General features: G+C 71.0%; 16 protein-coding genes. 10 read left to right on the plus strand and 6 right to left on the minus strand.

Annotated features, from left to right (window positions below; translation table 11 throughout):
* Window positions 1–46 precede the first annotated feature (46 nt).
* The 4 genes from D457_RS0115645 (at window position 47) to D457_RS0115660 (ending at window position 11,846) form a co-directional block, all read left to right on the plus strand.
* A complete protein-coding gene (locus D457_RS0115645) occupies window positions 47–3,010 on the plus strand; it encodes a helix-turn-helix transcriptional regulator (protein WP_026116682.1) in 2,964 nt (987 codons plus the stop codon).
* Between the two features lie 40 nt (window positions 3,011–3,050).
* Window positions 3,051–5,987 (plus strand): helix-turn-helix transcriptional regulator, encoded by a 2,937-nt coding sequence (locus D457_RS0115650; RefSeq protein WP_017581612.1) that lies wholly within the window; start codon window positions 3,051–3,053, stop codon window positions 5,985–5,987.
* Window positions 5,988–6,091: 104 nt separating this feature from the next.
* Entirely contained in the window at window positions 6,092–8,944 is a 2,853-nt protein-coding gene (locus D457_RS0115655; RefSeq protein ID WP_026116683.1) for a helix-turn-helix transcriptional regulator, read from the plus strand.
* A 37-nt stretch (window positions 8,945–8,981) separates the two neighbouring features.
* Entirely contained in the window at window positions 8,982–11,846 is a 2,865-nt protein-coding gene (locus tag D457_RS0115660; protein WP_017581614.1) for an ATP-binding protein, read from the plus strand.
* 67 nt (window positions 11,847–11,913) lie between these two features.
* On the opposite strand, the gene D457_RS0115665 is transcribed toward D457_RS0115660, so the two are convergent.
* Window positions 11,914–12,492 (minus strand): rhodanese-like domain-containing protein, encoded by a 579-nt coding sequence (locus tag D457_RS0115665; RefSeq protein WP_017581615.1) that lies wholly within the window; start codon window positions 12,490–12,492, stop codon window positions 11,914–11,916.
* Window positions 12,493–12,792: 300 nt separating this feature from the next.
* Complete coding sequence (gene glnA / locus D457_RS0115670) at window positions 12,793–14,154, minus strand: type I glutamate--ammonia ligase (RefSeq protein WP_026116684.1); 1,362 nt, start codon at window positions 14,152–14,154, stop codon at window positions 12,793–12,795.
* 255 nt (window positions 14,155–14,409) lie between these two features.
* Between glnA and D457_RS0115675 the strand changes: the two genes are divergently transcribed.
* On the plus strand, window positions 14,410–16,185 hold the full coding sequence (locus tag D457_RS0115675) for an NAD+ synthase (RefSeq protein WP_017581617.1): 1,776 nt from the start codon (window positions 14,410–14,412) through the stop codon (window positions 16,183–16,185).
* Window positions 16,186–16,216: 31 nt separating this feature from the next.
* On the opposite strand, the gene D457_RS0115680 is transcribed toward D457_RS0115675, so the two are convergent.
* Window positions 16,217–16,825 carry a dihydrofolate reductase family protein gene (locus tag D457_RS0115680; RefSeq protein ID WP_017581618.1) on the minus strand — a complete coding sequence of 203 codons (609 nt, stop codon included), beginning with the start codon at window positions 16,823–16,825 and terminating at the stop codon, window positions 16,217–16,219.
* Between the two features lie 127 nt (window positions 16,826–16,952).
* Here D457_RS0115680 and D457_RS0115685 point away from each other — a divergent pair, with 127 nt between their 5' ends.
* The 3 genes from D457_RS0115685 (at window position 16,953) to D457_RS0115695 (ending at window position 18,948) form a co-directional block, all read left to right on the plus strand.
* Window positions 16,953–17,531 (plus strand): TetR/AcrR family transcriptional regulator, encoded by a 579-nt coding sequence (locus D457_RS0115685; RefSeq protein WP_017581619.1) that lies wholly within the window; start codon window positions 16,953–16,955, stop codon window positions 17,529–17,531.
* 269 nt (window positions 17,532–17,800) lie between these two features.
* Window positions 17,801–18,679 carry a DUF4258 domain-containing protein gene (locus tag D457_RS34125; RefSeq protein WP_017581620.1) on the plus strand — a complete coding sequence of 293 codons (879 nt, stop codon included), beginning with the start codon at window positions 17,801–17,803 and terminating at the stop codon, window positions 18,677–18,679.
* A gap of 35 nt (window positions 18,680–18,714) precedes the next feature.
* Window positions 18,715–18,948, plus strand: coding sequence for a DUF2283 domain-containing protein (locus D457_RS0115695; protein WP_039831353.1), 234 nt, complete (start codon window positions 18,715–18,717; stop codon window positions 18,946–18,948).
* Window positions 18,949–19,029: 81 nt separating this feature from the next.
* Here D457_RS0115695 and D457_RS0115700 read toward each other — a convergent pair whose 3' ends face one another.
* Genes D457_RS0115700 through D457_RS36190 form a run of 3 tightly spaced genes read right to left on the minus strand, consistent with a single transcriptional unit; the run spans window position 19,030 to window position 22,410 of the window.
* Window positions 19,030–22,053, minus strand: a complete 3,024-nt coding sequence (locus D457_RS0115700) for a helix-turn-helix transcriptional regulator (protein WP_017581622.1) — start codon at window positions 22,051–22,053, stop codon at window positions 19,030–19,032.
* Complete coding sequence (locus tag D457_RS36470) at window positions 22,053–22,208, minus strand: hypothetical protein (RefSeq protein WP_017581623.1); 156 nt, start codon at window positions 22,206–22,208, stop codon at window positions 22,053–22,055. Before D457_RS36470 ends, D457_RS0115700 begins: the two co-directional genes overlap by 1 nt.
* A 49-nt stretch (window positions 22,209–22,257) precedes the next feature.
* On the minus strand, window positions 22,258–22,410 hold the full coding sequence (locus tag D457_RS36190) for a hypothetical protein (RefSeq protein ID WP_017581624.1): 153 nt from the start codon (window positions 22,408–22,410) through the stop codon (window positions 22,258–22,260).
* Window positions 22,411–22,717: 307 nt separating this feature from the next.
* Between D457_RS36190 and D457_RS0115715 the strand changes: the two genes are divergently transcribed.
* Window positions 22,718–23,398, plus strand: a complete 681-nt coding sequence (locus D457_RS0115715; protein ID WP_026116685.1) for a hypothetical protein — start codon at window positions 22,718–22,720, stop codon at window positions 23,396–23,398.
* Window positions 23,399–23,487: 89 nt separating this feature from the next.
* Complete coding sequence (locus tag D457_RS0115720) at window positions 23,488–23,826, plus strand: hypothetical protein (protein ID WP_017581626.1); 339 nt, start codon at window positions 23,488–23,490, stop codon at window positions 23,824–23,826.
* Window positions 23,827–23,851: the final 25 nt, after the last annotated feature.

Raw genomic sequence — 23,851 nt, forward strand, 5'->3', positions numbered from 1 at the left:
CCGAAGCCCGGTGGCACGGCCGCTCCGAGCCGACATACTGGGCAGCATGCAGGTCCACGAAACCTCCGCTCTCTTCGTCGGTCGCCACACCCAGCTGTCCCTCCTCGCCGCGGACGCGCGCCGGACCGGCTCGGAGGGCGCCCGGGCCGTCCTGGTCTGCGGCGGGGCGGGGGTCGGCAAGTCCCGCCTGCTCGACGAACACCTGCGGAGACTCCCCGGCACCCCCGCCGCCGTGGGCGGCTGCCTGGAACTGGGCGCGGAGGGCATCCCCTTCGCGCCCTTCACCGCCCTGCTGCGCGAACTCGTCCGCTCCGGCGGGCACACCACGGACCCCACCGGTGATCTGGGCCGGCTCCTCCCCGAACTCGGCGGCGCCGCCGGTGCCGCCGACCAGGGGCGGGCCCGGCTCTTCGAGTCCGTCCTCACCTACCTGGAGGAACGGGCCGGACCCGACGGCCTCACCCTGGTCATCGAGGACCTGCACTGGGCCGACGCCTCCACCCGGGACCTGCTCGTCTTCCTGCTGCGCAACCTCGGGCCCGCCCCCATCCACCTGCTGATCAGCGTTCGCACCGACGACCTGCACCGCGCCCACCCGCTGCGCCGCCTGCTCCCCGAAATCGAACGCCTGCCCCGGGTCCGTCGCCTGGACCTGGAACCGCTCTCCCGGGACGAGGTCGGCGCCCAGGCGATGGCCCTGCGCGGCAGCGAGCTGGACCCGGCCGACCTGGACCTGCTCTACGAGCGCAGCGGCGGCAACCCGCTCTTCGTGGAGTCGTTCCTGGCCGTGGACCACGACCCCGCCGGGGCGCCCCTGCCGGACGGCCCCCGCGACCTCCTCCTCGCCGCCGTCGAACCCCTCCCCGAACCCACCCGCCGCGTCCTCGGCCTGGTCGCCACCGCGGGGACCCGTGTCCGGCACACCCTCCTGACCGACGTCGCCCGCCGCGCCGGGATCACCGAGGACGCCCTCGACTCCGCCCTGCGCCCGGCCATCGACGCGCAGATCCTGCGCACCACCGAGGACGGCTACGTGTTTCGGCACGCCCTGCTCGCCGAGGCCGTCCAGTCCGACCTCATGCCGGGCGAACGCGTACGCGCCCACCGTAGGTACGCCGAGGCCCTCCAGAAGGGCGTGGACCGGATACCCGAGGGGGAGCGGTCCATCCAACTCGCCCACCACGCCCACTCCTCGCACGACCAGCCCCTGGCCCTGGCCGCCGCCTGGCAGGCCGCCGAACACGCCGCCGCAGTGGACGCCTACCCCGAGCACCTGGCGCTGATTGAACGCGTCCTGGAACTGTGGGACCAGGTACCCGACGCCGCCGAACGGGTCGGACTGCCCCGCGACCAGGTCCTGGTGCGCGCCTCCGTGGTCTCCCTGGTCGCGGGTTCGCTGCGCCGCGCGGTCAGCTACGCCACCGACGGCCTGGCCGAACTCGGCATCACCGGTGTCCACGATCCCGGAACCGACCCGCCGGTCCATGCCGAACGCATCTCCCGGCTCCGCCACGCCCGCGCGCGGGCGCTCAAGGAGATGGGCCGTGACGGTGCGCTGGAGGACCTGGCGGACGCCTCCATCCTGCTCCCCCACGACCACCCCGACTCCCCGGCGATCGGGGCGACCCTGGCCGCCACCTTCATGATGCGCGGCCACCACGATCAGGCGGCTACCGTCGCCCGACGCGTCCTCAACAGCGCCCGTGAGCTCGGTGACCGGCGCAGCGAGGCCGACGCCCTCATCACCCTGGCCGGCCTGACGGACTCCACCGAGAGCGAGGAGGGGTTGGAGCTGTTCGGTGAGGGCATCGCCCTGGCCCGGGAGACCGGCAACGTTGCGGCTGAGATCCGCGGCATGAGCAACCTCAGCGGCTTCCTCAAGAACCTGAACCGCCTTGAGGAGAGCGCCCAGGTGTCCCTGGAAGGGCTGCGCCGCTGCCGCGAACTCGGCCTGACCCGCACCCAGAGCGGGGCGTTCGCCTACGGTCTGGCGGTCACCCGGTTCAGTCAGGGCCGGTTCGCCGAGAGCGAGGAACTGCTGTCCGGTATCCGTGACGGCGGCGTGACCTCGGCGCGGGCGCTGACCCTGCGCATGCACCTGGACCTGTACCGGTGGCGGCCGGACGCGGTGCGCGCCGCCGTGGAGGAGTTCCGCCGCGTGCTGCCCGAGCGGGTCAGCTCCCCGGTGGAGCACCTGCCGGTCCACATGGTCCTCCAGCAGTTGGCCCTGTACGAGGGGCGTCGGATCGACGCCGGACGGATGGTCCGGGACCTGCTGGCCAAGGCGGTCGCCAACGGAGCCCTGGCCACGATGGTGCACGGCCTGTACCGCTCCACCCTGGCCTGGCACACCTCGATCGCCGCCCTGCTCGCGGAGGAACCGGGGGAGGAGGCCCGGGAACTGGTGGAGCAGATCCGCCAGCTCCTGGCCGAACTGCCCACCACCTCCGGCCATGCGGACGCCACCCCGGCACGGATGGCCGCCGACGCCTGGCTGTCCCCGGACCCCCGGGACGCTCTGGCCCGGTTCGAGGCGGCCCTGGCCGAGGTGGGGCCCGCCGGACACGTCATCGTCCAGGCCGAGTACGGACTGGCCGCGGCGCACGCCGCCCTGCGGGCCGGGGACCGGCACAGGGCGGTCAAGCATGTGGACGGGGTCCACCGGCTGGCGGTCCGGCACGGCATGGTGTTGTTCGAGCGCCAGACGCGGGTCCTGCGTGCCCGCCACGGGTTGCCCGACGAGGAGGAACGGGTCGCACTCACGGCCGGGGACACCCCGGCTTCGCACCCGACTGCTCCCGCTTCCACGGCTCTGCCGATGGGCCTGACCCGCCGCGAGCTGGAGGTGCTGACCGAGGTCGCCAAGGGGCTGAGCAACCGGGAGATCGGCCAGACCCTGTTCATCTCCGCCAAGACGGTGAGCGTGCACGTCACCAACCTCATGGGCAAGCTCGGAGTGAACAACCGCACCGCCGCCGCGGCCAAGGCGCGGGAGCTCGGTCTGCTCTGAGCCCCGGGACGATCGGGTCCGGGCCGGCATACTGTCTCGTATGCCCCCCAGCGAATCCGTCTCCGCGTTCGTCGGCCGCCGCCCGCATCTGGAGCACCTGCTGGATGCGGCCTCGGCCGTCGCGTCCGGTAGTGCGCGTACGAGTCTGGTGGTGGGGGACGCCGGGATCGGCAAGACCCGGCTGATCAGTGAGTACCTGGCCCGGAGCCCCTTGGCGCGGACGGTGGTCGGTGGGTGTCTGGAGCTGGGGACGGAGGGCATCGCCTTCGCTCCTTTCGCCACCGTGCTGCGTCAGCTGGTGAAAGACACCGAAGCTCCGATTGCCGGAGGAGAGCTGGCTCGGCTGGTTCCCGGATTGGGCCCGGTTCCGGAGGCCACCGAGGAGAGCCGTGCGCGGTTGTTCGAGGCGGCGCTGACCTTCCTGGAGGAGAGCGCTCTCCCGGGCGGGCTGGTCGTGGTGGTGGAGGACCTGCACTGGGCCGATGCTTCCACCCGGGACCTGCTGGTGTTCCTGTTGCGCAACCTGGACGCCGTTCCGGTGCACCTGGTGCTCTCGGTGCGTTCGGACGACCTGCACCGTACCCATCCGCTGCGCCGCCTGCTCCCCGAAATCGAGCGCCTGCCGGGCGTCGCGCGACTGGACGTGGAAGCGCTCTCCCAGGAGGAGGTCGTCGAACAGGTCGCCTACCTCGGGGGCAGCACCGATCCTGATCTGCTGTACCTGCGCAGTGGCGGGAACCCGTTGTTCGTCGAGTCCCTGGTCGCCGACCCCGCGCCGTTGGAGAGCGCCCTCCCGGACGGTCCCCGTGAACTCCTGCTGCGTACGGTCGAAGCCCTGCCCGAGACCACCCGCGCGGTGCTGGGTCTGGCCTCGGCCTCCGGCGACCGGGTCGACCACGCCCTGCTCGCCGAGGTGGCCGCGGGCTCGGGAATCAGTGAGCTGGAACTGGACGCCGCCCTGCGCCCGGCCGTGGACGCCCAGGTGCTGCGCGCCACCGAGGACGGCTACGTCTTCCGGCACGCGCTGCTGGCCGAGGCGGTCTATGCGGACCTGCTGCCCGGGGAGCGGATCCGCGCCCACCGCCGCTACGTGGACGCCCTCGACCACGACAGTCCTGGACGGTTGCCCGGTGAGACCGCAGCCCAGCTGGCCCGGCACGCACACATCGTGCACGACCATCCGCGTGCTCTCGTCGCGGCCTGGGCCGCCGCGGAGCACGCCGAGGCCTCCGCCGCCCATCCGGAGCGCCTGGGCCTGCTCGAACGGGTGCTGGAGTTGTGGGAGATGGTGCCCGAGGCCGAGCACCTGGCCGGGGCGCCGCACGGAGAGGCGCTGCGCCGGGCCTGTCAGGCCGCCCACGTCTACGGCAGTACCCGCCGTGCCGTCGCGCACGCTACCTCCGGACTGGGCGCCACCGACCCGTCTATTCACCCCGAGCTCACCGGAGAACTCCTCATGGCCCGGGGGAGAGCTCGCAGCGACCAGGGCCGGGCCGACGCGCTGGAGGACCTCGATGCGGCCGCCGAGTACCTGGACCGTGACCATCCCCGGCGGCCCGCCCTGGACGCGGCCAGCGCCACCGCACTCATGCGGCTGGGCCTGGACAAGGAGTCCGAGCGGGCGGCCCGGGCGGCCCTCGACTGCGCCCAAAGGGTCGGTGACCGGGTCAGTGAGGTGGATGCGCTGATGACCCTGACCAACCTGCTCGGCGAGGTCAGAGGGATCGCAGGAGAGCCGGTCGGTCCTCGGAGTTCCGGAGAGGAGAGTGAAGCCGACGCCAGGAAGGGCCCCGAGGGGGAAACAGTTACTGCCATGCTGCACCGGGCGATCGACCTCGCTCAGCGCACTGGGCAAGTACGCATGGAGGTGCGGGCCTGGCGCAATCTGGCCATCCACCTCGACCAGGAGCTGCGGTTGGAGGAGGCTTACCGCGCCGCCGAGCGCGGGTGGCAGCGCTGCACCGAACTGGGAGTCTCTCGAAGCCAGGGGGTCGGTTGCGCCACAACGATGGCATCCCTGCTCAACGACATGGGACGCCTGGACGAGGCGGAGGAACTACTCGACCGGCTCCCGTACGGACAGTCACGCCAGGAGGCCTACCGGCTGAACCTGACGGCCATGTTCCACGCCTTCCAAGGCCGCTGGGAGCAGGCTGAGGAAGCGCTGACGGCCTTCACCCGGATCATGCCCCGGGACATCTCCTCTCCGATGGAGTACCTCAACCAGTACTACGCCCGGCTCTACCTGCTGATGTACCGGGGCGACCTGGTCGAGGCGGCCCGCTCGGTCGGACTCGCCACCGCCGACATCGGCACGATGGCTCCCGGACGGTTTCCCCATTATGGGCTCACCGTGATGGGGGATCTGGTCCTTCGGCTCCGACAGCACGGAGGTGCCGAGGAGCGGTACTGGGCACAGAACCTCGTCGACCATCTGAGGACCGACCTGGTCCACCGCCGGAGGCCCGTCTCCCCGTTGGGGCGCCTGGGGCACCGGATCATGGAGGGGTTCCTGACGGATAAGCCCACGACGGCACTGGAGCACTTCACCGAAGCGGTACGCATCTGCGAGGAAAACGGATACCGGGGAATTCAGTTCCGATCCCTCATGGGAGCCTTCCACGCAGCCCTGGGCCTGGGCGACCACGATCGGGCCAGGGTGCTGCTGGAACGCTTCGGCTCCCTCCAAGGGCAGGGGACGGCGTGGATCCTGCGCCAGGACGCGGCGCGGATGCGTGCGGCCCTGGCGGCGGCCGAGCCGGTTCGAGTGCCCGCGGGGCGGCCTGCCGGGTTGACGCCGCGGGAGGTGGAGGTTTTGGTGGAGGTGGCCAAGGGGTCGTCCAACCGGGAGGTGGGCCAGGCGCTGTTCATCTCGGCCAAGACGGTGAGCGTGCACCTGAGCAACGTGATGGGCAAACTGGGTGCGGGCAACCGTACGGCAGCGGTGGCCAGGGCACGGGAGCTCGGCCTGCTCTGACCGTTCGCCTCGGGCCCTGGGCAGCGCACGCGGGCGGCCAACGGATACGGAACCGAGTCCCGGAGGGCCTCCTGATCCGGTTCCCCTTGGGCATACTGGCCCGTATGCCTCCCTCCGCCCTCGTCGGCCGCCAGCAGCAACTCGACCACCTCCTCTCCGACTCCGCACGGGCGCGTGCGGGCGAGTCCAGGGCGGTCCTGCTCTGCGGCGACGCCGGGATCGGCAAGTCCCGGCTGTTGGAGGAGTACCTGGAACGCACACCCATGCGGTACTCGGCACTGGGCGGCTGTCTGGAACTGGGTGCCGAGGGCATCGCCTTCGCCCCCTTCACCGCCCTCCTGCGCCAGCTGGTCCGGGTGGTCGGCGAGGGCGGTGAGACCGCTGGTGGAGAGCTGGCCCGGCTGGTTCCCGGACTGGGGCCGGTACGGGAGAACAGCGACGACAACGGCCGGGCCCGGCTGTTCGAGGCGGTGCTGACCTTCCTGGAGGAGAGCGCTCTCCCCGGGGGACTCAGCCTGGTGATCGAGGACCTGCACTGGTCGGACGCCTCTACCCGCGATCTGTTGGTCTTCCTGCTGCGCAACCTGGACTCGGCGCCGGTTCACCTGGTGGTCTCGGTCCGTTCCGATGATCTGCACCGCACCCACCCGCTGCGCCGGGTGCTCCCGGAACTGGAGCGGTTGCCCCGGGTGCGGCGGATCGACCTCGAACCGTTGACCAGGGACGCCGTGGCCGAGCAGGCCACCGCGCTGCGCGGGACGGCTCTGGACTCGGCCGCGCTGGAGCTGTTGGTGGAGCGCAGCGGCGGGAACCCGCTGTTCGTGGAGTCCTTCCTGGCGGCGCCGGAGGGCGGGAGCGTGCCGGACGGGCCGCGTGAACTGCTGATGCGCCGTGTGGAGCCTCTCGCGGCGGGTACCCGCAAGGTTCTGGGACTGGCCTCGATGGCCGGTGACCGGGTCGACCACGGACTGCTCGCGGAGGTGGCCGAGGCCTCGGGGATCGGTGAGGACGACCTGGACGAGGCGCTGCGCGAGGCCGTGGACGCGCAGGTGCTGCGGGCCACGGACACCGGTTACGTGTTCCGGCACGCGCTGCTGGCTGAGGCGGTCAAGGGCGACCTGTTGCCGGGCCAGCGGGTGCGGGCCCACCGGCGGTACGGACAGGCTCTGGAGGGCGGGGTGCCGGGGCTGCCGCGAGCGGAAGCCGTCGCGCAGTTGGCCCACCACGCCTATGCCGCGCACGACCACCCGCGGGCGCTGACCGCCGCGTGGGAGGCCGCCGGCCTGGCACGGGACACGAGTGCCTACCCCGAGCACCTGGAACTCCTCGAACGTCTGCTGGAGCTGTGGGAGCTGGTTCCCGACGCTGGGGAACGGCTCGGGTTCCCTTACGGGGAACTCCTGTTGGAGGTGTGCCGGGCCGCGCAGATCGCGGGCAGTATGCGCCGGGCGGTGGAGCACGCCACCGAGGCCCTGGCCGATCTCGACCCCCGGACCGAACCCGAGTTGGCGGCGCGGTTGCTGGTCGCGCGCGGCCTGGCCTTCAAGGAGCTGGGCAGACTCGATGCCTTGGACGACCTGTGCGCGGCCGCCGCGCTGCTGCCCGAAGGACATCCGGAACGGGCCGCGGTGAGCGCCAGCACCGGCGCGGTGCTCATGATGCAGGGCGGCACCACTGAGGCGGAGAAGGTCACCCGGGCCGCTATCGAGGAGGCGCGCGCGTGCGGGGACCGGGCCAGCGAGGCCGACGCGCTCATCACCTTGGGCAGCCTGCTGGACGCCACCGGTTCGGAGGAGGCGTTGGACCTGCTGCGCGAGGGGATCCGCATCGCTCGGGACATGGGCCAGGACCAGGTGGAGTTGCGTGGCCTGAACAACCTCGGCAGCGGCCACAACTACCGGTTCGAGTACGAGGAATGGCTGGTCTGCGCGGAAGAGGCCCTGGCCCGCTGCGTCGAACTGGGGGTGCTGCGAACCCAGGGGGTCATGTACGTCAACGGGGTGGCCAGCGCCCTCATCGTTTTGGGCCGGTTCGCCGAGGCCAGGGAGAGGCTGAACACGAGCCCGACGTCGGACGACCTGGCCGGAGGGCGTCGGCAGGCCGTCATCGCCCACCTCGCCGCTCTGGAAGGGGACTGGGAGACCAGCCACCGTGCCCTGGCGGAGTTCGCCCGCCTGCTGCCATGGGACACCACGACGACCGTTGAGTACATGGCGGATCACTACACCCGGCTTCTCCTGCTGTTGTACGGGCCGCAGGAGCAGCTGGCGGAGGCGGCCCGGCGGGCCCTGGAGGGGGAACGCGACTTCGGTCTGCTCTCCCAGACCCGCTTCAGCGTGTCCGGCCTGTCCACCACCGCCTCGGTGGTCTGGCGGCTGCGGCGCCGGAACGGCCCCGGGGACCGCGAACTCGCCGGTGAACTGGCCGGGGTGCTGCTGGAGGTGCTGGCTGGCGAGGACTGGCCGGGCGCGCCGGTGGGGGAGATGACCCGCCATGCCTGCCTGGGCTTCCTGGAGGAGGATCCGGCGCGGGCGCTGGAGCACTGGGAACTGGCGCTGCCCCTGTCCGAGCGGGCCAGGGGCATTTTCCGGGGCGAATGCCTGTACGGAGCCTTCTGGGCCATGCTGGAGTCCGGTGCGCCGGATCGGGCCAGGGAGCTGTTGGGTCAGGCTGAGGCGTTGCTGGCCGAGCTGGGTACCCACGACATCCGTCAGTTGTCGGGGGAGATGCGTGCGGCCCTGGCGGAGACGTCGAAGGTGCTGCCCGCCGGGCTCACCCCGCGGGAGGCGGAGGTGCTGGTGGAGGTGGCCAAGGGGCTGAGCAACCGGGAGGTGGGGGAGAGGCTGTTCATCTCGGCCAAGACGGTGAGCGTGCACGTCACCAACCTGATGGGCAAGCTCGGGGTGAACAACCGTACGGCGGCGGTCGCGAGGGCCCGGGAGCTCGGGCTGGGGTAGCCGGCGAAGTGAACGGGACTTGGGCATACTGGCCCGTATGTCCCCCTCAGCCCTTGTCGGCCGCCAGCGGCAACTCGACCACCTTCTCTCCGACGCCGCCCGGGTGGGCGGTGGCGAGCCCAGGACGGTCCTGCTGTGCGGTGATGCCGGGATCGGCAAGACCCGACTCATCACGGAGTACCTGGCCCGTACCCCGCTGACCCGTACCGCCACCGGGGCCTGTCTGGAACTGGGGGCCGAGGGCATCGCCTTCGCGCCGTTCACGGCCGTGCTGCGTCAGCTGGTCCGTGACGGCGGCGGGGCGGGCGGGGTCGGTAACAGGGCAGTCGGGAGCGACCTGGCCCGACTCGTTCCCGCGCTGGGGGAGGCGCCCGAGGTCACCCAGGAGAGCCGGGCCCGGTTGTTCGAGGCGGTGCTGGCCTTCCTGGGGGAGAGCGCTCTTCCCGGTGGGTTGGTGGTGGTGCTGGAGGATCTGCACTGGGCCGATGCCTCCACCCGTGACCTGCTGGTCTTCCTGCTGCGCAACCTGGAGGCTGTTCCGGTGCACCTGGTGGTTTCGGTGCGCTCGGACGACCTGCACCGCACGCATCCGCTGCGGCGGCTGCTCCCGGAGCTGGAACGGCTGCCGGGGGCGGGGCGGCTGGACCTGGAACCGCTCTCCCGGGCGGAGGTCGCCGAACAGGCCTCGTCCCTCGGCCGTCAGGCCGACCCCGACCTCCTGCACGAACGCAGCGGCGGGAACCCGCTGTTCGTCGAGTCCTTCCTCGCTGACCCCGCCCCGTTGGAGAGCGCCCTTCCGGACGGGCCGCGTGAGTTGCTCCTGCGTGCCGTGGAACCCCTGCCCGAGGGCGCCCGTCAGGTTCTGGGGCTGGCCTCGGTGGCCGGGGACCGGGTCGAACACGAACTGCTCGCCGAGGTGGCCGAGGCCTCGGGGATCAGTGAGGGAGCACTGGAGTCCGCCCTGCGCCAGGCGGTCGACGCCCGGGTGCTGCGGGCCACCGACACCGGTTACGTGTTCCGGCACGCGCTGCTCGCGGAGGCGGTCAAGGAGGATCTGCTGCCGGGGCAACGGGTGCGGGCCCACCGCCGTTACGCGGAGGTCCTGGACAGCGGGGCGCCGGGTCTGTCGCGCGCCGAGACCGTCGCCCAGTTGGCGCACCACGCCTACGCCGCGCACGATCATCCGAGGGCGCTGAGCGCCGCGTGGGCCGCGGCCGGGCACGCCGCGGCTTCCGCCGCCCATCCCGAACACCTGGTACTGCTCGAACGCGTGCTGGAGCTGTGGGAAATGGTTCCGGACGCCGCCGAACGGCTGGGCCTGGCACACGGGGAACTCATGCTGGGGGTCTGCCGGGCCGCGCAGGTCGCGGGCAGCCTGCGCCGGTCGGTCCGGCACGCCACCGACGGGCTCACCAGCCTCGACCCGGCGGCCGCCCCCGAGACCGCGGCCCGCCTGCTGGTGGCCCGGGCCCGGGCCTACAAGGACCTGGGTCGGACCGAATCCCTGGACGACCTGCGCGCCGCGGCCGCACTGCTGCCCGAGGGGCACCCCGAGCGGGCCGCGGTGAGCGCGGCCACCGGGTCGGTGCTGTTGGTCTGGGGTTGGGACACCGAGGCGGAAGAGGTCACCCGGGCCGCTATCGAGGAGGCGCGCGCGTGCGGTGACCGGACCAGTGAGGCCGACGCGCTCATCACCCTGGGCAGCCTGTTGGACTCCACCGGCTCGTCGGAGGCCCTGGAACTGCTGCGTGAGGGCGTGCGGATCGCACGGGAGCTGGGTGACGTCCGGGTGGAGATGCGCGGACTCAACAACCTGGGCAACAACCACGCGAGCCGGTTCGAGTTCGAGGAGTGGCTGGTCTGCGCCCGGCAGGTGCAGGAGCGGCGCGCCGAGCTGGGGGTGCTGTGCGCCCCGGACACCAGCTACGTGAACGGGATGCCCGAAGCGCTCATGGCACTGGGGCGGTTCGAGGAGGCCCGGGCCGAACTGCGGGCCAACCCCGCCACGGAAGGCAGGGTCGGGGCCCTGCACCAGGCGGCCCTCGGCCAGATGGCCGTCCTGGAGGGCGACTGGACCGCGGTCCAGAGCGCCGTGGACGAGATCGACCGGCTGCTGCCCTGGGACACCACCCCGCCGGTGGAGCACGTCCTGCGCTACAACCTGCGGATCCTGCTGCTGGTGCACGGGCCCGAGGAGCGGCCGGCCGAGGCGGCCCGGCTGATCCTGGACGGGGAGGCCGACACCGGTCTGCTGTCCCGGGTCCGGGTCATCGCCCACGGCCTGTCCACCATGGCGGGGGTGGCCTGGCGGCTGCGTCGCCGGGCCGAGCCCGGGGATCGCGAACTCGCCGACGAGCTGGCCGGGCGCCTGCTGGCGACCCTGGCCCGGGAGGACTGGCCGACCTCACCGGCGGGTGAGCTCACCCGGAACGCCTGCGCGGGCTTTCTGGAGCCGGACCCCGCCCGGGCCCTGGAGCACTGGAAGCGGGCGCTGCCGCTGGCCGCTCGGGTCCGCTGGACCCTGCGCGTCGAGTACCTGCACGGGGCGTTCTGGGCGGCCCACGAGGCGGGAGAGGCGGAACTCGCCAGGGAGCTGTCGGACCGGGCCGAGGGGATGCTGGCCGAGTTCGATGCCCGGCTCGTGCACCAGCACGTGGCGGAGATGAGAGTGGCTCTGGGCGGGGCCCTGAACCGGTCGGTGGTCCTGCCCGCCGGACTGACCAGGCGTGAGGCGGAGGTGCTGGTGGAGGTGGCCAAGGGGCTGAGTAATCAGGAGGTCGGTGCGGCGCTGTTCATCTCCGCCAAGACGGTGAGCGCGCACCTGAGCAACCTCATGGCCAAACTCGGTGCGAAGAACCGCACCACGGCCGTCGCCCGGGCCCGCGATCTGGGCCTGGTCTAAGTCGCGGGGCCCGGTGACGAGGGTGGCCGGGCTCGGAGGGGCAGCTTCGGACAGTCGGGCTCCTTGGTCATGCCCGAGAACCGGCCCGGCTGATCCGGGCCAGTGAGGACTCGATGTCCACCTTGTTGACCGGCTGGTTGTAGGGCAGCTTGGCGAGCATGAGGGCCATGCCGCAGGTGTTGGTCAGCCCGGCGAAGGTCAGCCCGGCGCCGATGAAGGCGGCGACGAACACGGCCGGGGTCCACCACAGGCTCAGCAGGGCGGTGACCAGCACGATCGAACCGGCGATCAGGCGCACCTGGCGCTCCAGGGCCCAGCGTTCCCGGCCGTGCACGGCCGGGGCGTCGGCGGCGGCCCAGGCGTTCATGCCGCCGGAGAGGACGACGGAGTCGGTCAGGCCCGCGGCGGTCAGCCTGGTCTGTGCCTGCTCGGCGCGGGGGCCGGACTGGCAGATGAGGACGACCTGCTCGGAGGCGTCCCGGGCCACCCGCCCGGCGTGCTGGTCGAGCTGGCCCAGGGGGAGGTTGACGGCGCCGGGGATGTGCGAGCTCTCGAACTCGGCGGGGGTGCGCACGTCCACCAGGAGCGGCGCGGAGTTGCTGTCGACCCGGGCGTGGACGGTCGCTACGTCGACGTACTTGCTCATGTGTGTCTGGCTCCTGAAGGGAGTCGGGCAAGGGCGGGGGTGGATGGTACGGGGTAGTCGACCACCTCAGTAGGAATACTACCCCCGGGGGTATGTGACGTGCTGGTCAACGGAATCGGGAATACTCGCGTGAGGCCATGTAAATCGCTGTATCCGCCGTGATCTTGCTACCAGGAGCGAAATCGGCGCCGATTTCGCTCCTGGTAGCAAGATCACGGCTGGGCGGGGTGGACACGGCGAGGCCCGTCCCCGTGTGGGACGGGCCTCGCCGCTGGTTCGCCCGGAGGGACCTGGGCGGTCCTAGAGAGTCGGCAGGTAGCGCTGGAGCTCGTAGGGCGTTACCTGGCGGCGGTAGGAGTTCCACTCCGCCTTCTTGTTGCGCAGGAAGAAGTCGAAGACGTGCTCACCGAGGGTTTCGGCGACCAGTTCGCTGTTCTCCATGAGGCGAAGGGCCTCGTCGAGGCTCTGCGGGAGGGGCTTGATGCCCAGGGCGCGGCGCTCGGAGTCGGTTAGCGCCCAGACGTCGTCCTCGGCGCCCGGGGGCAGTTCGTAGCCCTCTTCGATGCCCTTGAGGCCCGCGGCCAGGATGACGGCGTAGGCGAGGTACGGGTTGGCCGAGCTGTCCAGGGAGCGGATCTCGATGCGGCTGGAGTTCGACTTGCCCGGCTTGTACATCGGCACGCGGACCAGAGCGGAGCGGTTGTTGTGGCCCCAACAGATGTAGGCCGGGGCTTCGCCGCCCATGCCGGCGGAGGCCGCGGGGTCGTCCCAGATGCGCTTGTAGGAGTTCACCCACTGGTTGGTGACGGCCGCGATCTCGTCGGCGTGGCGGAGCAGGCCCGCGATGAACCCGCGGCCCACCTTGGACAGTTGGAAGTCCGCGCCGGGCTCGTAGAAGGCGTTGCGGTCGCCCTCGAACAGCGACAGGTGGGTGTGCATGCCCGAACCCGGGTACTGGGTGAAGGGCTTGGGCATGAAGGTGGCGTACACGCCCTGTTCCATGGCCACCTCCTTCATCACGAGCCGGAAGGTCATGATGTTGTCGGCGGTGGTCAGCGCGTCCGCGTAGCGCAGGTCGATCTCCTGCTGGCCCGGGCCGCCCTCGTGGTGACTGAACTCCACCGAGATGCCCATGGCCTCGAGCATGTTGATCGCGTTGCGCCGGAAGTCGTGCGCGCTGTTGTGCGGCGTGTGGTCGAAGTAGCCGCCGGAGTCGTTGGGCTCGGGGAACTCGCCGTGCTCGGGGAACTTCTTCAGGAGGTAGAACTCGATCTCGGGGTGCGTGTAGAACGTGAACCCGAGGTCGGAGGCCTTGCCGAGCTGCCGCTTGAGCACGTGCCGCGGGTCGGCCGGGGACGGCGAGCCGTCGGGCATGAGGATGTCGCAGTACATGCGCGCGGTGCCGTGCGGTTCGTTGCGCCAGGGCAGCACCTGGAAAGTGGAGGGGTCGGGTTGGGCGAGCATGTCGGCCTCGTACACCCGGGCGAAGCCCTCGATGGCCGAACCGTCGAACCCGATGCCCTCGGAGAAGGCCGCCTCCAGTTCGGCGGGTGCCACCGCCACGGACTTGAGGTACCCGAGCACGTCGGTGAACCACAGCCTCACGAACCGGATGTCGCGCTCCTCCAACGTGCGGAGCACGAATTCCTGCTGTCGATTCACGATCAACCTTCCTCGATGCCGGTCGGTCCCGGTCCACCTGAGTGGAACCAAGCCGGACGCGTTGTCCCAGGACCAGTGTGCCGTGCGGATATTTCCGGGGTATTTCCGCACACGCCAGCCAGCCTGCCCGGTCCGTCCCCCGCACACGCATTATGACCTCTGGCGCAGGGGTTTCGGGCCATCCCGGGCCGGATTCGTCGTGCCGGATCGGTGATGTAACACGCCCCGGAAACAATCGGTGGATACGCTCGGCCCGTGGCACAGCTGAGAATCGCACTGGCCCAGGTCAACCCCACCGTGGGTGACCTGGAGGGAAACAGTCGGCTCGTGGTGGACTCCGCCCGGCGAGCCGCGGCGGCCGGCGCCCATCTGGTGGTGCTGCCGGAGATGATCGTCACCGGTTACCCGGTCGAGGACCTGGCCCTGCGCGACTCGTTCGTGTCGGCGTCAGTGCGGGCCACCCGGGCACTGGCCACCGACCTGGCCGAAGTGGGGCTGGGCGAGCTGCCGGTGGTGGTGGGATTCCTCTCCCGGAGAGAAGGCCCGGGGGAGCGGTACGGCCAGCCTTCCGGGGCGCCGCAGAACGCGGTCGCCGTGTTGCACGGGGGTCGTGTCGAGCTCACCTCCGCCAAGCACCATCTGCCCAACTACGGGGTCTTCGACGAGTACCGCAACTTCGTGCCCGGTGACACCCTGCCGGTGATCCGGGTGCGCGGGGTGGACGTGGCCCTGGCCGTCTGCGAGGACCTGTGGCAGGACGGCGGTCCGGTTACCGCGGTGCGTGCGGCGAGGGCCGGTCTGCTGGTCACGCTGAACGGCTCGCCCTATGAGCGGCACAAGGACGACGTGCGCCTCGAACTCTGCTCGCGCCGTGCCCGCGAGACCGGCGCGGCCGTGGCCTACGTGAACATGGTCGGCGGTCAGGACGACCTGGTCTTCGAGGGCGACTCCCTGGTGGTGGACGCCGAGGGCGAGCTGGTGGCGCGTGCTCCGCAATTCGAGGACGCTTTGCTGGTCGCCGACCTGGACCTGGCGGAGGCCGCGCAGACCAGGGACGGCGCCGGTGACGGCGAGGTGGTGGACGGTCTGCGGATCGTCCGGCGCACGTTGTCCGCCGCGCCCGCGGAGCCCTGTGCACCGGTGCGCAACACCGTCACCCCGCGCCCGGATCCGCTTTCCGACGTCGGGGAGGTCTACCGTGCGCTGGTGGTGGGCCTGCGCGACTATGCGGCCAAGAACGGGTTCGCCTCGGCGGTCCTGGGGATCTCCGGGGGTATCGACTCGGCCCTGGTCGCGACCGTCGCCGTGGACGCTCTGGGCCCGGAGCGGGTGCACGGGATCCTGCTGCCCAGCGCCTACTCCAGTGGGCACTCGGTCGCTGACGCGGAGGACCTGGCCCAACGCCAGGGTTTCGCGGCCCGCACGGTGCCGATCGCCCCGGTGGTCGAGGCCTTCGAGCAGGCGGCGGGTGCTGACGCTCCGTTGAGCGGGCTCGCCGCGGAGAACCTCCAGGCACGGGTGCGCGGCACGCTGCTCATGGCGCTGTCCAACCAGGAGGGCCATCTGGTGCTGGCCACCGGCAACAAGAGCGAGGCCGCCACCGGCTACTCCACGCTGTACGGCGACTCGGTGGGCGGGTTCGCCCCGATCAAGGACTGCTGGAAGACGCTGGTGTGGGAGCTGGCGCTGTGGCGCAACGCCGAGGCGGCCCGGCAGGGGCACACCCCGCCGATCCCGGAGAACTCGATCACCAAACCGCCCAGCGCGGAGCTGCGCCCCGATCAGCTCGACGCGGATTCCCTGCCCGACTACGCGTTGCTGGACGCGGTCCTGGACGCCTACGTGGGCACCGATCGGGGTGAGGCGGAGCTGGTCTTCGCCGGGTACGACCCCGAGCTGGTGCGTCGGGTGATCCGGCTGGTGGACCGGGCCGAGTACAAGCGCCGCCAGACTGCGCCCGGCACCAAGATCAGTTCCCGCAACCTCAGCCGGGACCGCCGTCTGCCCATCACCAACCGCTGGACGGTGTGAGCGCGCACGACGGCCCCCGGCGCGTTCCGGGTCACGTCGCGACGGCGTTGCGCCGGCGGAAGAGGGTGTAGTCGGCACCCTTTTCGAAGACGCGGCTCTCCACCCGCTCGAACTCGGCGGGGTCGAAGGCCGCGCCCTCGAAGAAGGGCTTTCCGTGCCCAGCCACGACCGGGTAGCGCTTGATCATGAGCTCGTCGATCTCCGGCAGCAGGAGTCCGGCGATGCTGGGCCCGCCGACCATGCAGATGCCCAGCGGCCCGTCCTCCTTCTTGAGTTCACGAACCGTCTCCAGCGGGTCGGTGGCCACCACCGTGACGTTCGGGTCGATGCCCCGGGGCAGGGTGCGGGAGAAGACGTACTCGCGCATGTGCCCGTAGGGGCTGGTCATCCCCTCGTCGAGGCCGACCTGGTAGGAGCCCCGGCCTTGCAGCATGGTGTCGAAGTGCTTGTTGGGCACGTCCACCCCGAGGGCGTTCCGCGCCGGTGTGGGGAGCAGTTCCGGGTACTCGTTCACGTGGAACTCGCCGTTGTCCCCGAGGTCTCCGTTGGCGTCGCCGACGGGAAAGAAGTCGAAGGATCCGTCGGGCGCGCAGACGTAGCCGTCGAGCGAGACCGCGACGAAGTAGGTGAGGGTTCGCATGCGTCTCCTTGCGAGAGTGTCTTCGTGGCCAGATCACCACTATGCTTGAAGTACTTCAAGTAAAGTACTTCGTATGTAGTGGTTTGCCAAGGGGTTTTCAGAGCTTCTCGTAGAGAGGGAGAAACACGTGGTCAAGAACCCGGAGCGGCGCGCGGCGCTGCTGGACGCCGCCATCGAGACACTCGCAGCGGAGGGCGCACGTGGACTCACCTTCCGCGCCGTCGACTCCCGCGCGGGGGTGCCGGTCGGCACCGCCTCCAACTACTTCGCCAACCGCGAGGACCTGCTGGCCCAGACCGGTGCGCGCACCTACGAGCGCTTCATGCCCGAGCAGCAGGAGTGGGCCGCCGTCATCAGCGGCCCCCGTGACCGGGCCGCCCTGACCGAGGCCATGCGCGCCACGGTCACGCGCCTGACCGCCGAACCCCACGTGTACCTGGCCACCCTGGAACTCCAACTGGAGGCCACCCGGCGCCCCGAACTGCGCGCGGACCTCACCGCCCGCGTCCGCGCGGACCTGGACGCCAACATCGCCTTCCATGAGAAGGCCGGTATGCCTGGCGGCCGTGACACCGTCCTGGTGCTGTATCTGGCCCTGAACTGGCTGGTGACCGAATACCTCACCCTGCCCGGGGTGCTCGCCTCCGAGGGCGGCTTGGAAGAGCTGGTCACCCGGGTGGTCAACCGCATCGACCTCGAAGGCTGACGTCCCGCTCGTGGCGGCATTGCTAGGGGCAGCCCCGAGCGAGCCCTGCCGCTCCACCCCGGACCTGACCAAAGTCAGGGACCGGGAGGCCGCCTACGCAACGAAGGTCATGTCCGGCTTCCTTCCTCGGTAGGAGGTTTGTGGCCTTCTGTTCCCGAGAGGATATTCACCTCCCCGGCCGCGCTCCCGATCCCTACGGCCACGAACCGTAGTGATCGGGGGCGCTGCCGTGTTCCTGGAGAATCCATAGATATAGACGGGACAGCCCGGTGAAGAAGCAGTATCCCCTGGCCCTCGGAGTCGTAGCCGCGCTCCTTCTGTCGGAGACGGCGGTGGTCGCCGACGAGCGGCCCGATCACACGCGCGACACTCTTGACCGTATCGACGAGGTCGCCGACGGTGTCGCCGCGGAGGATTCCACGGGCTACCCCGAGGCGCTCTTCGCCTCTGGTCGGCCGGATGACATGACCATCGGCTCCGAGCCGAACTCTGCCCTGCGCATCCCCCTCTCAGGCGGGGAGGAGATCCTCATCGGGATGCCCGCACCGGACCGGGCCCGCGCGTCCGTGGGCGCGTCGGGCACGATGCTGTTCACCGGGGACTCCGCCGACTTCTCTTCGGCGGTTCGGACGGAAGACGGTGGCACAGCGCGCCTGCTGCTGCACATCGACTCCCCGTCCGCCCCGGACGAGTACCGCTTCGACCTCGACCTGCCTGAGGGCGGTGAGCTCGTGGAGCTCGAGGACGGCGGCGCGTTCGTCCTCGACGGGAACGGCGACATGGTCGGGACCGTCGCCCCGCCGTGGGCGGTGGACGCCGACGGCTCCCCCTTGCCCACCGAGCTGACCGTCCAGGGCGACTCCCTCGTACAGCGGGTGGAGTTCGGCGAGGACACGGTCTACCCCGTGGTCGCCGATCCGTTCTGGATCCCCGCGCTGATGGTGGGAGCGAGGATCACCGCCCATGCCGCCGGCCAGATGGCCAAGCGAAAGGTTAGCCAGAAGGTGGTCCAGCAGGTCGTCCAGAATGGGAAGAAGACCGCGGGGAAGGGCAATACCAGTGTTTTCATCCAGGGCAAGGGCAAGAACAAGATCCGCGTGGTCGTGAACAACAAGAACGGCAACATTGTCACCGTCACCAAGGGCTGACGGGGATGTCCCGGACCGCGCACGAGGAGCAGAGCATGCGGATCACGTACGACAGTGAGGCGGGGGCCGCCTATATCTACGTCGTCGACCCCATCGGAGCGGGGGAGGCCGTAACCCAGCAGCACTCGATCACCACCCCCGACCCGGACGGGGAGATCATCCTGGACTTCGACGCCGACGGGAAGCTGCTCGGCATCGAGGTCCTGAACGCGGAGCAGGTGTTGCGCACCGACATCTTGAAGGCAGCGGGCCCGCCCACGGAGGGCTAGCGGCTGCCTGCTGGGCCGTAGCCGATCGGGTACGGCCCAGCACGTTTCCCACCGCTTCCGTTCTCAGCGGTCCCCTGCTCGTCAGACGAGGCCGAGTTCGCGGGCGCGGGCCCCGGCGGTGGCGCGGTTGGGGACGTCCAGCTTGCCGAGGATGTTGGACACGTGCACGCTGGCCGTCTTGGGGCTGATGAACAGCTCGGCGGCGATGTCGGCGTTGGTGGCGCCCGAGGCCAACAGCCGCAGCACCTCCGTCTCGCGGCCGGTCAGCCCGGCGGGGGCGGGCGGGGGCACCGACTCCTCGGACAGCCCCGTGCCCAGTCGGCGGGCCAGGTCCTCGGCGGCCCGGGCCAGCGGGGCCGCGCCGCACTCGGTGGCCGTCTCGTACACCTGGCGGGTGAGCAGCACGGCCGCTCCCCGCTCACCGGCGGCGACCCGCGCCTCGGCCTCGCGCAGCTGTGCGCGGGCCAGGTGCAGCCGCATTGGGGTGCGCTCCCAGGCCCTTACCGCCGCGGCCCACAGCTCGGCCAGTTCCGCCGGGGCGGTCCCCTCACCCTCGGCGAGCAGGGCGGTGACCGAGGCCGCGTGCGCCGGGTGGACCAGCCCGGTGACGGGTGTCTTCCCTGCGGTCCGGGCGATCAGCGCGCGGACCCGGCGGGCGGTCTCGGCGTTCTCCGTTCCGTTGCCCCGTTCCGTACGCCCCTGTTCCGAACCCAACCGGGTGGCCTCGGCCATCTGGTCCAGCAGCGGCCACGTGTACCCGGGGGAGCACTCCAGCGCCACCTGTTCCAGCACCTCCCAGGACAGGGAGAGGACCTCGGCGAGATCGCCCTCGGCCAGGCCGGCGTCCAGCGCGCCCATGGCCCGCAACTGGAGGATGTTCATCCGGTGCGAGTCCAGCATGGAACGGTCGCCCACGGGCCCCGCCGCGTCCCGTGCCGCTGCCGTGTCCCCCATGGCCGCGGCGGCCCGCGCTTCCACGGCCTGGATGTAGAACTGGTGCTTGTCGTTCCGCTGTCCACTGCGCAGATAGAGCCGGAAGATCTCCCGCGCCTGGCGGAGGTCGCCCAGCTCCAGGTAGATCTCGGCGCGGTTCTGGTGGTTGAAGGACTTGTGCGCCGGGGCCCAGCCCAGGGACTCGTGTCGGGCCAGGGACTCGTCCAGCACCCGGAGTCCCTCCTCGTGGTGGCCCAGCTCGCGCAGGAAGTGGCCCAGGTTCCCGGCCCCGCGTGCCTCCATGTGGGGCTGGCGCAGCTTCTTGGCTTCGGCCAGGCCCCGTTCCATGAGCGGGCGCCCGCGCTCCATATCGCCCTCCTGCATGTACGCCCCGCCCAGGGTGATGCGGGCGTCGGCGGCCGCGCAGGCGTCGGAGAGGCTGCCGGTGTCGGCCGCCTCTATCGCCATCTCGGCCAGTGAGCGTGGTCCGCGGCCGGACTCGGCGAGCTCCCGGAGGATCCTCTGTTCGAGGGTCTGCGCGCGGTCCTCGCGCAGCAGGGCGCACTCGCGGGCCAGGATCGCCAGCAGCTGGCTGTACCCGGGCATGTGCGGCGGGTGCAACTCCAGCGCCCGGATCAGGTCGACGATCCCGCCGTCGCGCACGTGGTTGGCCCGGGCCTGGCCGCGCTGGCGCAGCAGGACCGCCCGCGTCGTGAGGGTCTCGTCGTCGGTGGCGTCCCCGGGAAGGGTGGCCAGGGCCTCGTCGACCAGTTCCAGGGCGCGCCTGCTGCGGTTGGCGGAGATGGCCGTGTTGGCGGCCCGGCTGACCACCGCGGCCCAGCTGAGCCCTTCCACCCGGCTGCTGGGGTCGGGCACCCGGTCCCACAGCGCCAGGACTCGCTCCAGCATGTCCAGCCGCTCGTCGAAGGCGAGCGTCTTCTTGGCCTGTACCGCCGCCCACCAGGCGGCCTCCATCGCCCGGGGCAGGTCCTGGGCGGCCTGGTAGTGGTGGGCCTGCTCGGCCGCGCGGCGGTCCACGGGCACGGCTTCGGGGTACTCGTCGATGAGCTGGGCGAAGCGCAGGTGCAGCCGTGAGTGCGGGCCGGGCAGGATCTCCTCGTGCACGGCGTCGCGCAGCAGCGCGTGCCGGAACCGGTAGCCGGTGCGTCCGGGGCGCAGCACGTTGGCGTCCACCAACGTGTGCAGCGCGGCCTCCAGTTCGTGTTCGGGCAGACCGGCCGCGTGGTAGAGGAACTCGTGCTCGATGGAGTCGGCCACGGCGCCCACCGCGGCCACCCGCAGGACGGCCATGGCGGACTCGTCGAAGCGGTGCAGGGGTTCCAGGAAGAGGTCGCGGAAGTGGTCCGGCAGGTCGGGGTCGTCGTCCGGGCAGCTGTCGGCGGCGGCCAGCGCCTCCACGAACAGCGGCACGCCCTCGCTGCGCTGGTAGAGCGTGTTCAGCGCGTCCTCCCCCAGAACCTCACCGCGGATGGCGGCGGCCTGGCGGCCCACCTCCTCGCGGGTGAGCGGTTCCAGCACGATCCGGCCCACCCGGGGCAGGCGTTCGAGTTCGGGGAGGAGGCGGCGCAGCGGATGCGATCGGTGCAGGTCGTCGCTGCGGTAGGTGGCCACGATCTGTGTGCCCGGCCGGTCCAGGTTGCGGGCCAGGAAGACCAGCAGGTCCCGGGTGGCGCCGTCGGCCCAGTGCAGGTCCTCCAGCACCACCGTGATCCCGTCGTCCCCCGCCACCTGGTCGAACAGGCGCAGCACCTGCTCGAAGAGGATGCCGCGGTTCTCCCTCCGGTCCGCGGACGGCTCGCCCAGCTCGGGCAGGAGCCGGGCGAACTCACCGATCCCGCCCGGGGCGGCCGACTCGAACGGAGGACGGCCGCGCTCGCGCAGGATCTGGCGGAGCACCGCGGTGAAGGGCGCGTAGGACAGGCCGTCCACGCCCAGTTGCAGGCAGGCTCCCAGGAAGACCGTGCCGGGCGGTCGTGTCGCGGCGAACTCGGCGACCAGGCGGCTCTTGCCGACCCCGGCGTCCCCTCCGACCAGAAGCATCTCCGGAGGCCCGGTCCGTACACGGTGGGCCTGGTCGGTCAGCAACCGCAGATGGTCCAGGCGGCCGACGAAGACGGGACTGGTGTCTGAAAGGAGGGGCATATCGCCCATTATGCTCTCCGTGGTTGGTAGCTCACCTGGTTTTCCCGACGACGGGCCCGCGCCTCGTTGCGCAGGCGCCGGGTACGGCGGCTGAGTTCGGCCTGGCGCAGGCGCTCGTCGTACAGGGCGTGCGTGGTGGCCAGGCGCAGGTCGGCGTAGCTCATGGTGTTCCCCCGTGGTGGTGTTGGTGCGGTCTTGTCGTGACGCGCGCCCTCAGGTCGTGTCGGAGCGTCGGCCCTCGCGTGCGGCCCGGCGGCGGGCGCGGGCCTCGGCCCGCGCCTCGCGGACCGCGTGGAGGTGCTCGCTGCGCTGGGCGGCCCGCTCGGAGAGGGCCCGGCTGCTGTGCTGTGGTGCGAGGTGGAACACGGTGAGTCCTTCGGTTGTGCGGCGGAACCGGTGTCCCGCCCTTGTGTCCTCCACGATCCGGCTAAGGGGGTCCCTCGCACATCGGAAGGATTCACCGGTTTTCCGTACGGAACCGGGCAAGCTGTGCCTAAGACGTCTAAGACGTGTGAGGTGCGGCCTAAGCATCCGGTCTCAGGCCCGTTCAGCCGTGCTCAGGAGGGGTTTCCGTCGTAGGTTCCTCTGGTCGGGGGCGTGTCACCGAGCGTTCTCGGGTGGTGGCGCGTAGTTGTCTTGAGGTGTCACAGGGTGAACCTCAAGGAGGCGTGGGATGACTCTGGTCGCTTGTGGGATCGGTCGACGGGTCGCGGGCGGGCGCGGGGGAGGGTTCGGGCGAAGGCCCGGATGGGCCCTCGCCGGTCTGGCCGCCGCCGTGTTGTGCGCGGCCCCCGCCGTCGCGGACGAGGACGAGCCGGAACGAGGGCTGCCCGGTGTGCTCTCCGGGGGTGAAGGGCTCGCCGACAGCGACCTGGTGGGGTTGGCGCTGTTCGGGGTGGACCAGCCCCCGCTGCCGGGGGAGGAGGTCGTCTACCGGGCGACCGTGGCCAACGGCGGCGAGACTCCGGTGGAGGGTGCACTGCTCGCCCAGCACGTGCCCGAACCCCTGGAGGTGCTGGAGATCGGCCAGGGCGGGCTGGTGGAGGAGGGGGTCGCCAACTGGCGGGTGGACGTGCCCGAGGACGAGGAGGCCGTCTACACGGTGCGGGTCCGGGTGTCCGAGAACGCCGAGGCGGGGGCCCGGGTGGTGAGCACCGCCTGCCTGCTGCTGGACCGCGACGCCGAGCCCTCGGCCTGTGCGAGTGACACCCTCCTGATCGCTGACCAGACGGTGCTCTCGCGGGCCGGGGAGCTGGTCGACCGCGACGGCGTGCTGCGGGCGCTGGGCGTGGGAGTGTTGATGGTGCTGGTCTGGTTGTTGTGGCGGCAATGGGGGCCGGCCCGGAAGGCGTGAGGGCGCGTTCGGGGTGGGTTGTCTGTTTTGTTACGTCAGGGCGTCAGTAAAACAAGGTCATCAACTACAGGGCGTAGTAGTCTACGGGCATGGACATTCTTTACTCCGCGCTCGTCTTCCTGCACATGCTCGGCCTGGCCGGCATCATCGCCGGTTTCCTGATGCAGCTGATGACCGACAACCTCAAGTCGACCAAGGTCCTGCTGCACAGCGCCCTGCTCCAGTTCGTCACCGGCCTGCTGCTGGTCGGCGTCGCCGAGATGGCGGACACCGCCGAGATCAACCACATCAAGGTCGCGGTGAAGCTCCTCATTGCACTGGGCGTGGTGGTCGTCGGTGTGCTGAACCTGCGCAAGCCCGCCAAGAACCTGGCGATCATCGCCGGTGTCCTCGCCATCGTCAACATCGGTGTCGCGGTCTTCTGGTAGGCCTCTCCCGCCACGTCGGCGTACC

The organism is Nocardiopsis valliformis DSM 45023 (assembly GCF_000340985.1).
Classification (GTDB): Bacteria; Actinomycetota; Actinomycetes; order Streptosporangiales; family Streptosporangiaceae; genus Nocardiopsis; species Nocardiopsis exhalans.